Origin of the sequence: Streptomyces sp. NPDC052301 (genome assembly GCF_044593395.1) — a bacterium.
GTDB lineage: Bacteria > Actinomycetota > Actinomycetes > Streptomycetales > Streptomycetaceae > Streptomyces.
Genome location: NZ_JBIUBE010000013.1, coordinates 55,806 through 69,313, shown reverse-complemented (window position 1 = coordinate 69,313; position 13,508 = coordinate 55,806). Strand labels below are relative to the sequence as shown.

General features: G+C 72.8%; 13 protein-coding genes. 12 read left to right on the top strand and 1 reads right to left on the bottom strand.

The genetic code is table 11. The annotated features are described in order from the left end of the window. Positions 1-109 precede the first annotated feature (109 nt). Positions 110-940 carry a tetratricopeptide repeat protein gene (locus tag ACIHEJ_RS30625; RefSeq protein ID WP_400140336.1) on the bottom strand — a complete coding sequence of 277 codons (831 nt, stop codon included), beginning with the start codon at positions 938-940 and terminating at the stop codon, positions 110-112. Positions 941-1,094: 154 nt separating this feature from the next. On the opposite strand from ACIHEJ_RS30625, the gene ACIHEJ_RS30620 reads away from it, so the two are divergent. From ACIHEJ_RS30620 to ACIHEJ_RS30565, 12 genes are all read left to right on the top strand, one after another. Then, on the top strand, positions 1,095-1,715 hold the full coding sequence (locus ACIHEJ_RS30620; protein ID WP_400140335.1) for a hypothetical protein: 621 nt from the start codon (positions 1,095-1,097) through the stop codon (positions 1,713-1,715). Between the two features lie 274 nt (positions 1,716-1,989). Continuing rightward, positions 1,990-2,568: a carboxymuconolactone decarboxylase family protein gene (locus tag ACIHEJ_RS30615; protein ID WP_400140334.1), complete on the top strand. Its 579-nt coding sequence runs from the start codon at positions 1,990-1,992 to the stop codon at positions 2,566-2,568. Next, positions 2,565-3,431, top strand: coding sequence for an RNA polymerase sigma-70 factor (locus tag ACIHEJ_RS30610; RefSeq protein WP_400140333.1), 867 nt, complete (start codon positions 2,565-2,567; stop codon positions 3,429-3,431). The genes ACIHEJ_RS30615 and ACIHEJ_RS30610 overlap by 4 nt, the downstream gene beginning before the upstream one ends. A gap of 223 nt (positions 3,432-3,654) precedes the next feature. Further along, positions 3,655-4,752 (top strand): fatty acid desaturase family protein, encoded by a 1,098-nt coding sequence (locus tag ACIHEJ_RS30605; protein ID WP_400140332.1) that lies wholly within the window; start codon positions 3,655-3,657, stop codon positions 4,750-4,752. 90 nt (positions 4,753-4,842) lie between these two features. Further along, positions 4,843-6,294: a purine-cytosine permease family protein gene (locus tag ACIHEJ_RS30600; protein WP_400140331.1), complete on the top strand. Its 1,452-nt coding sequence runs from the start codon at positions 4,843-4,845 to the stop codon at positions 6,292-6,294. 177 nt (positions 6,295-6,471) lie between these two features. Further along, on the top strand, positions 6,472-7,140 hold the full coding sequence (locus ACIHEJ_RS30595; protein WP_400140330.1) for an acetate uptake transporter: 669 nt from the start codon (positions 6,472-6,474) through the stop codon (positions 7,138-7,140). Positions 7,141-7,281: 141 nt separating this feature from the next. Next, a complete protein-coding gene (locus tag ACIHEJ_RS30590; RefSeq protein WP_400140329.1) occupies positions 7,282-8,019 on the top strand; it encodes a hypothetical protein in 738 nt (245 codons plus the stop codon). Between the two features lie 132 nt (positions 8,020-8,151). Then, positions 8,152-8,712, top strand: coding sequence for an HD domain-containing protein (locus tag ACIHEJ_RS30585; RefSeq protein WP_400140328.1), 561 nt, complete (start codon positions 8,152-8,154; stop codon positions 8,710-8,712). A 70-nt stretch (positions 8,713-8,782) separates the two neighbouring features. Beyond that, positions 8,783-9,535 (top strand): LamB/YcsF family protein, encoded by a 753-nt coding sequence (locus tag ACIHEJ_RS30580; protein WP_400140327.1) that lies wholly within the window; start codon positions 8,783-8,785, stop codon positions 9,533-9,535. Further along, positions 9,532-10,179 (top strand): allophanate hydrolase subunit 1, encoded by a 648-nt coding sequence (locus ACIHEJ_RS30575; protein WP_400140326.1) that lies wholly within the window; start codon positions 9,532-9,534, stop codon positions 10,177-10,179. The genes ACIHEJ_RS30580 and ACIHEJ_RS30575 overlap by 4 nt, the downstream gene beginning before the upstream one ends. After that, the gene (locus ACIHEJ_RS30570) at positions 10,176-11,033 is read left to right on the top strand and encodes a biotin-dependent carboxyltransferase family protein (RefSeq protein ID WP_400140325.1); all 858 of its coding nucleotides are present in this window, start codon (positions 10,176-10,178) and stop codon (positions 11,031-11,033) included. The genes ACIHEJ_RS30575 and ACIHEJ_RS30570 overlap by 4 nt, the downstream gene beginning before the upstream one ends. Positions 11,034-11,154: 121 nt before the next feature. Beyond that, positions 11,155-13,344, top strand: coding sequence for an FUSC family protein (locus ACIHEJ_RS30565; protein WP_400140324.1), 2,190 nt, complete (start codon positions 11,155-11,157; stop codon positions 13,342-13,344). Positions 13,345-13,508: the final 164 nt, after the last annotated feature.

The following is a 13,508-nucleotide window of genomic DNA, read 5'->3' as shown; positions in this document are numbered from 1 at the left end:
CCCTGCCCTCAAGGGCAAGGTCAAGCGTGGTGGGGGCGTCGCGAGGGCGATGCAACTGCGCGCCGACCTCGGTGATCCACCCTCGTGACTCCTCCCGCGGTGAACCCGGTCAGGCGTCCCGCATGCGGTCGAGCAGCGACCGCGCTTCGACCGTGCGGCGATGGTCCGGGCCGAAGGCGGCGCGGCAGGCGTCATGGGCGGCCGAGGCGCGGGCCCGGGCCTCGGCGGCGCGGCCCAGCCCCAGCAGGGCGGTGGCCGTGGCCAGCTCCACGGCGCCGTTCTCCGCGCGGTGGTCCTCATCGGGCAGGGTGCGGTACAACCCGCCGGCCCGCTCCGCCTCGGCGAGTGCCTCCTCGTGGCGGCCCTGACCGTTGAGGCTGCGCGCCAGGCCCAGCTGCAGAACCAGGGCGAACCGGTCCGGCGTGCGGTGGGCGGCGAGCGCCTCACGGGCGAGTGTCTCGGCCTCGGTGTGGCGGCCCTGTGCGTTGAGGGCGAAGACCAGCCCGTTGCGCGCGGCCATCGCTATGACCGGCATGTGCGGTCCCGTGCCGCGGTCGGCGATCCGGGCGACGGCCGCGCACTCCGCCTCGCACTCGGCGTGCCGGGCGAGCGCACTCAGCGCCTGGGCACGGTCCGAGCGTATTTTCAGGGTCTGCGCGTGTTCGGCGCCGAAGATCCTGCCGAACACCGGCAGCAGAGCGTCGTACGCGGCGACGGAGTCCGCGTGGCGTCCCTGGGCGCCCATCGCGAGCGCGGCGACGGTCATCGCCAGCGGTCCGTGGGGATCGTCGCGCAGCGCTGACCGTGCCTCGGCCACGGCGCGCGCGGCGGCCTCCGCCTCGGCATAGCGCCCGGCGTGATACAGGGCCGCGGCCTGGGCCGAGGGGGACGTCGTGGACTGCCCGGCGTCGCCGCGGCCACGGGACCGGAAGAGTTTCATGGCTGGAGCATACGGACGTCACGCGTACGAGCCGGAGGCGGTGGTCGCGTCTGTCACACCGGAGGCAGTGGTGCGTCTGTCGCATCGGAAGCCCCCTCCGGTTTCCCGCACGAAAACGCTCCGACGGATCGCGCGGATCGTGCCACTCTGAGGCGTGACGAAGATCGAGAACGGAAGGCTGTACGCCTATCGGGTGCGCGGACTCGGCCGCAGCGCGGTGGTTCTCTGGCTCGGTGGCCCGGGTGACGCACCCGATCAGGTCGTGGCGTTGCCGGAAGGGGCCGGTCGCCGTCGGGTGCCGCTGTTCATGACGGTCCGGCAGGCCCGGGCGTACGCGGCCCGGCGCGGGCGACGGCTCGCCACCTCCGGGGCCGAGATCCTGGAACTCGCCCGCGTCGAGCGCTGGCTGGCGGATCCCGGACGTCGCCGGGTCCCGCCGGGCCCTGTGCTGGACGCGTGGAACTTCTTCGACGACCTGGCGCGCGGGCTCGACGCGACCGGCCGACTGCCCCGGCAGACAGCGGTGCACGACAGCGCGTACGAGAAGCTGTTCGCGGCCGAGGGCGCCGCATGGACGCCCGACGAGGAACGCGCGGTACGGGACTTGCTCGGGGCCGGAGTGACCCTGTGGAACTCCGGCCCGGTGATCCCGAATCCGCGCTGCCCGTCCCGCCGACCCACCCGGGGTGGCGCGGGCGGACCCGTCGCCCTTCCGTCCGCCGGCGACGACGCCGTCGGCCCACCTGCCGCCTGCCGGGCGCCGAGCGATGCGTGAGCGGTTCGCGCGGACCGAGACGGGAGCGCAGCGTCGTACCGGTGTACCCGGTGCCGTACGCCCCGCGTTCCTGCCGTTCGGGGACGGGCGGGTCGACGATGTCGTCCAGGTCGTGGTCCGACGTCACGTCCGTATCTGATCCCGCACTGCACCGGTCACGCACCGTGCGGCCCGGCTGCCGGTGACGGACACCGGCTGACGGTTGTCACATTCGCGGGTCCCGCGGTGTCTTCATGCCGAACGGCCCGTCAGACCGATGTACAAGGAGACGACGATGGCGCTTCGCGTGCCGAAGGCTGAGCTGCCCGCCGAGCTCAGCGCGAACATGATCAAGCAGCTCGGTGCCGTGCCCGTGCCCGTCGAGGTGGCGTTCCACGTCCCCGACGTGGCCACGGCCACCCTGGAGTTCCCGGCCGGGGTGGCCGAGTGGAACGCGGCTGACGCGAGCCTCACGTCGTTCGCGCACATGGCTGTCGCGGCGCAGGTCGGCTGCGGTTGGGGCCTGGACATCGGCTACTTCCAGGCGCTGAACCAGAACGTGGACCCGGGCAAGGCGAGCCGGGTGCCGCGGTGGCGGGAGTCGGAGGTGTTCTCGCCGCTGGAGCGGGACGTGATGGGGTACGCCGAGGCCATGACGGACACGCCGACCACCGTCACCGACGAGATGTCGGCGGGCCTGCTGGAGCGGCTCGGCCCGGCGGCGCTGGTCGAGCTGACCGTCTTCATCGGCTTCGTCAATCCGGCGACCAGGACGAACACGGCGCACGGCATCACGTCACAGGGTTACTCCGACACGTGCGAGATTCCGCCGGCCGCGCGTCCGCAGACGTCCGGGGTGGCGTCCACCGTATGACCGAGGACCCGTTCGTCGCCCATCGCAGCCTGCTGTTCACGGTCGCCTACGAGTTGCTCGGCTCGGCGGCCGACGCCGAGGACGTGCTCCAGGAGTCCTGGCTGCGCTGGGCCGGCGTGGACCACACGCAGGTGCGCGACCCGAGGGCGTACCTGGTGAGGACCGTGACACGGCAAGCGCTCAACCGCCTGCGCACGCTGTCGCGCAGCCGCGAGGACTATGTCGGCGAGTGGCTGCCGGAACCCTTGCTGACCAGTCCTGATGTGGCCGAGGACGTCGAACTCGCGGAGAGTGTCTCGATGGCGATGCTGACCGTCCTGGAAACGCTCGGCCCGACCGAGCGGGCGGTGTTCGTGCTCCGGGAGGTGTTCGAGCTGCCGTACGGTGAGATCGCCGAGGCCACGGGCAAGTCCGCCGCCACGGTGCGGCAGATCGCCCGTCGGGCACGCGAGCACGTGACGGCCCGCCGGCCGCGGGTGCGGGTGAGCCGGGCGGAGCAGCGTGCCGTGGTGGAACGGTTCCTGTTCGCCCTGCGTACCGGGCGGCTGCAGGAGCTGCTGGAGATCATGGCGCCGGACGTCGTCCTGATCGCCGACGGCGGCGGGGTCGTGGCCGCCGTGACGGCCCCGATCCACGGTGCCGGGCCGGTGGCGGAGCTGCTCGCGCGCGCGAACCAGTCGGTTGCCACCTTGGAGACGACGACCGTGTGGCTCAACGGCGCCCCCGCGGGCCGGATCGAGTTCGACGGAGAACCGGCGGCGGTGAGTCTCGCGGTGGAGGACGGACGGATCACCCGTGTCTACGTGGTGAGGAACCCGCACAAGCTGACACGGCTCGACGCACCTGCCCAACTCACCAGGTGACCCGGGTCGCCGCTCGGGCCTCGGCTCCGACGCCTTCGGCCGCTCCCGGGCGGCCGGTCCGACCTCCTCGGCCGTTCTCGCCCGGGGCCTCGCCGCGGCCGAGGGCCGGGGTCGGTGGCCGGGGTGGGGGCAGCCCCCCCCGCGGAGGTGTGGGGACAGCCCCCGCGCGTTCCGGTGCCTGGCAGGCTGTTTTGCCGGGACCGGCCTGACCAGGATCGACGGTATGACGACTTCCACCCACGCCTCCATCGCGACCGGCGTGCCTGCCGCCCGTTCCCGCCCGTCCCGTACCGGAGCCGGCAGCGACTTCGCCCGGCTGTCCCGGCGTATCACCGAAGCGGGACTGCTGGAGCGGCGCCCCGGCTACTACGCGGTGCGGCTCGGCCTGGTGACTGGGCTGCTGGCAGCCGGCTGGGGAACCTTCTTCGCACTCGGCGACACCTGGTGGCAGCTGGCGGTGGCAGGCTTCCTGGCGTTGGTCTTCGGGCAGGTCGCCCTGGTGGCCCATGACCTGGCGCACCGGCAGGTGTTCCGGCGCGCCCGGCCGAGCGAGACCTGGGGCCGGCTCTTCGGCAACCTCGGGATCGGGATGAGCTACGGCTGGTGGATGAACAAGCACACCCGCCACCACGCCAACCCCAACCACGAGGAGCTCGACCCCGACGTCGCCCCGGACATCCTGGTCTGGTCCACCGCGCAGGCCCGGGACAGCCGCGGATTGGCCCGACTCATCGGCGGCCACCAGGCGTTGCTGTTCTTCCCGCTGCTGACCCTGGAGGGATTCAACCTGCACGTCGCGAGCGTACGGGCGCTGCGCTCGCCGTTCATGAAGCACCGGCTGCCGGAGACGGCCCTGCTCTTCGTGCACATCGCCGGCTATCTCTCGGCGCTGTTCCTGGTGCTGTCGCCCGGCAAGGCGGTGGCGTTCCTCGCCGTGCACCAGTGTCTCTTCGGCGTCTACCTCGGCTGCACCTTCGCACCGAACCACAAGGGCATGCCCACGTTCAGCGGTGACGAGCGCCCCGACTTCCTGCGACGCCAGGTGCTCACCTCCCGCAACGTGCGCGGCGGCCGTCTCACCGACGTGCTGCTGGGCGGCCTGAACTACCAGATCGAGCACCACCTGTTCCCGAGCATGCCCACGCCCCATCTGCGACGGGCCCAGGCCGTCGTGCGGCAGTACTGCGCGGAGATCGGCGTGCCGTATCACGAGACGGGACTGCTCCGGTCCTACCGCGAGGCCCTGACCCATCTGCACCGGGTGGGTGAGCCGATCCGGAACCGGCGCGAGCAGAAGGTCACCACTTCTCACACGCCGTGACGTCCGAGGTGGTGCCGGCGGCAGGGATGCCCTGGGCGACCCCTGGGGCAACAATGTCTCCCAGGGGCAGACCCGGCCGCGGGAGGCGTCATGAGCACTTCAGCAGAGCCAAGAGTGTCCGGACTTGAGGTCCGGTCGATCGACTACGTCCCGCTGAACGAGCGGCACGGAAAACTCTGGCATCTCGGTCCCCTGTGGTTCATGTCCAACGCCCAGATCGCCACCCTGGCCGTGGGTCTGATCAGCATCACCCAGGGCGGCAACCTGATCTGGTCGCTGCTGGCCATCGTCGCCGGCACCGTCATCGGCACCTTCTTCATGGCCTTCCACTCGGCGCAGGGCCCCCAGTTGGGGCTGCCGCAGATGATCCAGTCCCGGCCGCAGTTCGGCTACGTCGGCGCCCTCCTGGTGTGGCTCTTCGCGTATGTGCAGTACGCGGGATTCAACGTCTTCAACAGCATCCTGGCCGCCGACTCGCTGCACACCACCCTGCACGGCAGCGTCAAGCTGTGGGTGATCGTGGTCACCGTGATCGCGCTCCTCATCGCGCTGGTCGGATACGACATCATCCACAAGGCCGAGCGGTTCCTGACGTACACCTTCCTCGTCATCTTCGGGGTCTTCACCGTCGGCGTCCTCGTCACCCTGCACTACCCGGCGGGCTCCTTCGACCTGGGCGCCTTCGCGTGGACGCCGTTCCTGGCGCAGTTCGGCGTGGTCGCCGGCTACCAGATCAGCTGGGCGATCTACGTCTCGGACTACTCCCGCTACCTCCCGCCCGACGTCACCGTCCGCAAGACCTTCTACTGGACGTACTTCGGCTCCGCCCTCGGCGGCATCTGGCTGATGGTGCTCGGCTCCCTGCTGGCCGCGTGGGCCGGCAAGGACTTCGAGACGATCAAGTCGATCAACGCGGCAGGCGACAAGGTGTTCGACGGCTTCGGCGCGATCGTGCTGCTGTTCTCCGCCCTGGGCCTGGTGTCCGTCACCGCGCTGAACATGTACGGCGGTTCGCTGACCCTCATCAGCGGCATCGACTCGTTCAAACGGGTCCGGCCGACCCTGGCCGTACGGCTGCTCACCCTCGGCCTCACCGCGGCCCTCTCCCTGGTCGGCGCCCTGGCCGCCACCGCCAACTTCCTCGCGAACTTCAACAACTTCCTGCTGCTGGTGCTCTACCTGTTCATCCCGTGGACCGCGGTGAACCTCATGGACTACTACGTGGTGCGCCGCGGGCACTACGCCATCGCGGAGATCTTCAACCCAAGCGGCATCTACGGCCGTTGGGGCTGGCACGGCATCATCGCGTACCTGGTCGGCTTCGCCGTGATGATCCCGTTCTTCTCCGTCGGCACCCTGTACGTCGGCCCCGCCGCCAGGGCGCTCGGCGGGGCCGACATCTCGCTGTTCATCGGCCTTCCGGTCTCCGCGCTGCTGTACTGGTGGCTGACCCGCTCGATCGACGTGGCGGCGGAGACCCGCATCGCCCAGGCGGAGGCGGAGGCGCTGGAGCAGGCGGCCCACGAGCACCGCGAGCCGTGACCCGCCGGACGCCGGGAAAGCCGAACGCTAATAAATACGACAAATGGGTACTTCGTGTACAGACAGACGCCGACGGCACACGAGTGTCGTCAGCCCGCCTCGGGGCTCTGACCAGCGAGTTCGTGGGCTCGGGGAGCGTCGGCCTCTGGTCCTGCTCTGGTCGAAGGGATACCGGACATGAACGAGGACACGAGGAGCCTGCACGAACAGCCGGTCCAGGGAAGTCCGCCCCCGGTGGTCGCGGGTGATCCCGCCCCGCTGGGTCTGGCCGGCTTCGCGCTGACCATGCTGCTGCTGTCGATCGTCAACACGAGTCTGCTGAAGGAGCCCGCCGCCATCCTGCCGGTCCTGGCACTGGCCGCGTTCTACGGCGGTGCCGCCCAGTTCGCCGCGGGGCTGTTCGAGTTCCGCCGCGGCAACACGTTCGGCGCGACGGTGTTCGTCTCGTACGGCGCCTTCTGGCTGTCCTACTGGTGGCTCACGCCGCGCCTGGCGCTCGCCGGTGGCGCGCACAGCGCGCTCGGTCTCTTCCTGCTCGGGTGGTGCGTCTTCACCGCCTTCATGGCCATCGCGGCGCTGCGCGTCAACGTCGCCGTGCTGGCGGTGCTGGTGCTGCTGACGCTCACCTACCTCTTCCTGGCCATCGGGGCCTTCCAGGGCGGGCCGGAGCCACACGCCATGACCCAGGTGGGCGGCTGGTTCGGCATCGCGACCGGCCTCGTCGCCTGGTACGCCGCCGCGGCGACCGTCATCAACGCGACGCACGGCCGTCCGATGATGCCCGTGGGCACGCGCGGGCCCGCGCCGAGCCGGCCACGCGCGACGAGCGTCCCGCCCGAGGTGTGACCGACCCGTCGCGCGCGGGGACCGGCGCACCGGGGACACGGCAGTCGTACGCCACCCGCCGCTCAGGCCCCTGGGCAGGTGTCGGGCGGCGGGCTGAACCCTCCGCGAACCGGCCGGACGGCAGCCGGGACAATCCCCGTCATGAGCGACGACACGGATGACGCCGGGACCCGTCTGGCCAGGATCGAACGTCTGGTGGCGAGCGGTGAGCGGGAACTGGTGCCTGCCTGGCGCCGGGCGACCCGGGGGGAGCCGCGCTGGGTGGTGACCGTCGTCATCGTCGCGGCGGTCGCCCTGCAGCTGAGCCTGCCGCACCGGCTCGTCCTCCTCCGTCCGGTGTGGGTCCTGCCCGCACTGGAACTGGCGCTGCTCGCCGGTCTGATCGCCGGCAACCCCCGCCGCGTGGAGCCCCGGACCCGGAAGCTGCGCATGCTGGGCCTGGCCCTGACCAGTGTCATCACCGTGGCCAACGGCTGGGCGGCGGTCCGGCTCGTGGGGGACCTGGTGAACGGCGGCGCGGGTGATGCGGCGGTACCGCTGCTGCTGACCGGCGGCGTCATCTGGGTCACGAACGTCATCGTGTTCGCCCTGTGGTACTGGGAGTGGGACCGGGGCGGCCCGATGGCCCGGGTCCGGGGCCGGCACCAGTACGCCGACTTCCTCTTCGTGCAGATGCAGAGTCCCGAACTCGCGCCCCCGGACTGGGAACCGGCGTTCCTCGACTACCTGTACCTCTCCTTCACCAACGCCACCGCCTTCAGCCCGACCGACGTCATGCCGCTGACCCGGTGGTCGAAGATGCTGATGATGCTGCAGTCCTCGGTGTCCCTCGTGACGGTGGTCCTGGTGGTCGCCCGGGCCGTCAACATCCTGAAGTAGCCCACACCGTCCGGCGGCACGGTCCGCTACGCCGCCCCGTTCGGCATACGGTCCCGCGCACGTCCTCGGGGGCCGGGCGGCCGTACAGTCTCCCGTCACCGGCCGTACGCCTCGACGCGGCAGTGTGGCCCCATGACGTACGACCGCATCACCTCCGTGGACGCGCTGATGGCGCTGCTGGCCGACTGCGAGGACGTCTGGGACACCCCGGACAGGTCCGGGGACCCGGTGGACATCCTCGACCACGGCCTCCAGGTCGCCGCCCTGCTGGCCGAGAGCCACCCGGACGACGAGGAACTGCACCTTGCCGGGCTCGTCCACGACATCGGCCACCACCTGGTGCCCGCCGACGAAGCCGGCCACGGCCGGCACGCCGCGGCGGCGGTCGAGGATCTGCTGGGAGCGCGGGTCGCCCGCCTGGTCGCCGCGCACATCCCGGCCAAACGCTATCTCGCCGCGGCCGACCCGCGGCTCGTGCTGTCCCCGGAGAGCGCCCGCACCCTCGGCTGCCAGGGTGGCCCGATGACTTCGCGAGAGGCGGCGGCCTTCGAGGCGGAGCCCGACTTCCCGGCGGTGATCGCACTGCGCCGTGCCGACGACGCGGGCAAGGTGGTGGGGCTGCGGGTGGCGCCACTGGAGTCCTGGCGCCCCGTCGTGCACCGAGTCGCCGCCGATGTGCGCACAAGGAGCTGACCGGTGACACTGCGGCGACCGATGAATCGACGCCTTGTCGGATCGTTCAACAATCGGCTACGTTCGGAACGTGATCGACCTCAACGCGGACCTCGGTGAGGGCTTCGGCCGCTGGACCCTCACCGACGACGACGCCCTGCTCTCCGTCGTGACCAGCGCCAACGTCGCCTGCGGCTTCCACGCCGGCGACCCCTCGGTGATGCGCCGCGTCTGCGACCTCGCCGCCGAACGGGGCGTACGGATCGGGGCACAGGTGTCCTACCGCGACCTGGCCGGCTTCGGCCGGCGCGCCATGGACGTGCCGGCCGGGGAACTCACCGCCGAGACGGCCTACCAGATCGGGGCCTTGCGGGTCTTCGCCCAGGCCGCCGGAGCCGAGGTGGCCTACGTCAAGCCGCACGGCGCGCTCTACAACCGCACCGTCCACGACGCCGAGCAGGCCGCGGCCGTGGTGGCCGGTGTGCACCTGGCGGGCGGGGCGCTGCCGGTGCTGGGCCTGCCCGGCTCGCGGCTCCTCACCGCCGCCGCGGAGGCCGGACTCACCGGCGTACCGGAGGCCTTCGCCGACCGCGCCTACACCTCGGTGGGCACGCTGGTCCCGCGCCGTGAGCCCGACGCCGTCATCACCGACGGCGACGCGGTGGTACGGCGGTCGGTGGTGATGGCCGTCGACGGCCAGGTCGAAGCCGTGGACGGCACGACCGTCACGGTGGCCGCCCGCTCGCTGTGCGTGCACGGCGACACACCCGGCGCCGCCCGGATCGCCGCACGCGTGCGTGCGGCCCTCGAGGCGGCCGGAGTCGAGGTCAGGGCATTCGCATGACGGCGAACCGGCTCCTGGACGTGCGCCCCGCCGGGCGTCACGCGCTGCTCGTCGAGCTGCCGGACGCCGAGCGCACCGGAGCCTTCCACGCCGAACTCCTGCGGCGCCGCGCGGCGGGGACCCTGCCACCGGTCGAGGAGATCGTGCCGGGAGCCCGCACCGTGCTCCTGGACGGCGTGCCGGACCCCGACGCACTGGCGCGCCGGATCGCCGAGTGGGACGTGCCGCCCCGGCCCGCCGACGCCGGAGGAGCCGTGGAGCTCCCCGTACGCTACGACGGCCCGGACCTGGCCCAGGTGGCCGCCCTGTGGGGCGTCGGCGTCGACGAGGTCGCCGCACGGCACTCCTCGTACACCTACCGCGTCGCCTTCTGCGGATTCGCCCCCGGGTTCGGCTACCTCACCGGCCTGCCCGCGGCACTGCACGTCCCGCGCCGCGACACCCCCCGCACCCGGGTGCCGGCCGGCGCGGTGGCGCTCGCCGGCCCCTACAGCGCGGTCTACCCACGTGCCACCCCGGGCGGCTGGCAGCTGATCGGCACCATGCCGGACCCGGCAGCGCTGTGGGACCTCGGCCGGGACGAACCGGCGCTCCTCACCCCGGGGACCCGGGTGCGGTTCGTGGCCGAGGACGGTGCGGCATGACCGGCGAGCTCACCGTCGTACGCGCCGGCGCCCTCACCACCGTCCAGGACACCGGCCGGCGGGGCCGTGCCCACCTGGGCGTCCCCCGCTCCGGCGCCCTCGACGCCCCCGCCATGGGCCTGGCCAACCGGCTCCTCGGCAACGCCCCCGACGCCGCCGTGCTGGAGACCACGCTCACCGGATGCGCCCTGCGTGCAGACCGCGCGACGACCGTCGTGGTCGGCGGCGCACCTTGCCCGGTGACGGTCGACGGGCGCCCGGCGGCCTGGGGAGCGCCGGTACGGGTGCCCGCAGGTGCCGTCCTGGACGCGGGCGGCGTGAGCGCGGGCGTGCGCTCGTACGTTGCCGTCGCCGGCGGGATCGCCGTCGATCCGGTCCTCGGCAGCCGGTCGACGGACCTGCTGTCCGGCCTCGGCCCGGCTCTCCTGCGCGACGGGGACGTCCTGCCGCTGGGCGACCCCGTGCGACGGACGGTGCCCGCCGACACCGCTCCCTGGCCGGCACCCCCGGCCACGCTGACCCTGCCGCTGCGGCCCGGCCCCCGCGCCGACTGGTTCACCCCCGCCGCGCTGCGCACCCTCACCTCGGCGACGTACCGCGTCTCGCAGCACAGCAACCGCATCGGGCTGCGGACCGAAGGACCGCCCCTGGAACGCGCGTCGGAGGGTGAGCTGCCCAGCGAGGGCATGGTGCTCGGCGCCGTCCAGGTGCCACCGGACGGGCGTCCGGTGGTGTTCCTGCACGACCATCCCACCACCGGCGGCTACCCGGTGATCGGCGTCGTGCCGGAAGCTGCCCTGGCGGGGGCGGCCCAGGCCGCTGCGGGGACCCCGCTGCGGTTCACGCTCGGGTGACGTGCCCGGCCGTGGTGCGCGACCAGGCCCGGTGGGCGGCGGTGGTCGGCCGCCGGGCGGGAGTCACCCGCCGGCCGGCCGCTGCCGTGCCGGGTGCCCGGTGGTGGGCGATTCTGGAGAGGTGCGCCGTCTCGAGGGCCGCCGGATCCCGGCGGACTACGCCGCCTCGGGCCGACGGGCGGTACGCGTGACGCTGGTCGCCGCGGCCGGGTTCTACCTCTTCCGCTACGGCCTCGACCGCCCCGTCGCGGCCACCTACGCCCTGTTCGCCGCCGTGGCCCTGGGCGGACTCTCCAGAATCCCGGGCACGGGACGCCAGCGCGCCGCGCTGGTGCTGCGCCTGGTCCCGGTGTGCTGGGTGCTGGTCGTCGTCGGCACGTACCTGTCGGTGCGGACCTGGACCGCCGTCGTCGGCATGCTGGTCGTCGGCTTCACCCTGGCCTTCGCCGCCGTGGGCGGCCCCAGACCGGCCGGTGCCGCACCCGGCCTGCAACTCCTCTACATCCTCCCGTCCTTCCCGCCGTACGCTCCCGCCACGCTCGGCGACCGGCTGATCGGGACGACCACCGGACTGGCCCTCTTCATCGCCGTGGAGGCGCTGGTCTTCCCCGAGCCCGGCCCGCAGCCGTACCGGGAGCGGGCCGCCCGCGCCGCGGGGACCGCCGCCCACTGCGCGACGCGCCTGGCCGCACCGCCGTACGCCCTGACCGAGGCGGAGATCCGGGGCGCCCAGGAGACCAGCACGTCGCTCCGGTCCCTGATGGTGCCGGAGGCCGAGCGGCCGGCCGGACCCGGAGTGCGCGACCGTGCCCTCGCCCACACCGGGCTCGCCACCCGCGCCCTCCTCGGCCGCCTCGCACAGCTGACCGCCGCGCCGGACGGGCGTTCCGGACCCGAGGTGACGGCCGTACTGGCCGCGGTCGCCCGGCTGGCCACGGCGACCGCGGACTGCCTGCGGGCGGGGCCGGCGCCGGTGGCACCGGAGAGGGAACTGCTCGAGGCGCGCGCCCACCTGTCGGCCGCGTCCGCGGGCCCGAACGCGTCGGCCCCGCTCGCTGCGGCCTTCCCGCCCGCCGTACTGCGCAGGCACGCCGCCGTGCTGGAGATCGCCGACGCCGCGCTCGCCATGGGCGCGGCGGCTGATCTGGCGGTACGCGGCCGGCACGCCGCGGTCGAGGTCCCCCTGGGCCGGTTCTGGTACGCCACGGCGTGGGCCCCGACCCTGTGGTGGCACCGGGTGCGCGGCCACACCGAGCGCCGGTCGGTGCTGTTCCAGAACGCGGTGCGCCTCGCCCTGGCCCTGACCGCGGCCCGGCTCGTGGCCGGGGTGGACACGCTGCCCCACGGCTTCTGGGCCACGCTGGCGACGCTCACCCTCACCCGGACCACCGTGGACGAGACCTGGAGCACCGTCCGCCGGGCGCTCACGGGCACCCTGGCCGGGGCCCTGGTCACCGCCGCGGTACTGATCCTGGTCGGGCCCCACACCAACGTGTACGCCGTCGTACTGCCGCTGTGGATGCTGTTCGCCTTCACCGTCGGCCCGGTCAGGGGCGTCGGCTGGGCCCAGGGCATGTTCACCGTCCTCGTGGCCCTGGTCTTCGCCCAGCTGGCGCCGCCGACCTGGCGGCTGGCCGAGGTCAGGATGCTGGACGTGCTGGTCGGCAGTGCGATCGGCGCCGTCTTCGGCCTGCTGGCCTGGCCCCGCGGGGCCCATGACGAGCTGCGCCATGCGGCGGCTGAGCTCCTGCGCAGGGCCGCGGAGATCGTGGTGGCGACCGGCGCCTCGGTGGCGGGAGGCGGTGCGGTCGTCGTCTCGTCCGGCGCGCCCCGCCACCGGTCGCTGCAGCATGCGGTCCTGCTCGCCGAGTCCGCCTACGCGCAGTTCCAGAGCGAGCCGCATTCCTTCGGCGACCCGGCGCGCGGGGCCGCCCTGCGCGCCGTGGACTGGCAGGCCACGCTGATGGCCGGACACCACACCCTGTGGGGATCCGATCGGCTGCTGAAACCGCCGCTCACCGGGATGAACCCGGTCGCGGCCGAGTCCGTCAACGAGCTGGGGGAGCGGGTGGCCGGGCGGATGCTGCTGGTCTCGGCGGCGCTGGATCCCTTGGGCGACACCCCCACCGGGCAGGTCCCGCTGATCGATCCGACCCTCGACGGCTTCGGCACCGAACCGCCCGGCGCACCCCGGCTGTACTACGCGACCGTGTCGTGGCTGGACGCGCTGATGGTCGATATGACCCGGATCGCCCGAGGTGGCCCCGGTCCGGACGGTGCCCCGAAGACGCCGCAGCCGCCCCACGCCTGACCGCACCTCCTCACTGTCCGCCATCGGTGCAACATCCCTCGATTCCCTGTGAGTTGAGGGATTTCGGCTATCGGCGCGGCGGTTTCGGGCCGTCTTCCGTTCCGTAAGCGTTCAACTGACAGCCCCTGCTGGTGTGATGTGCGATCCCTAGGGTCCTTGAGGTT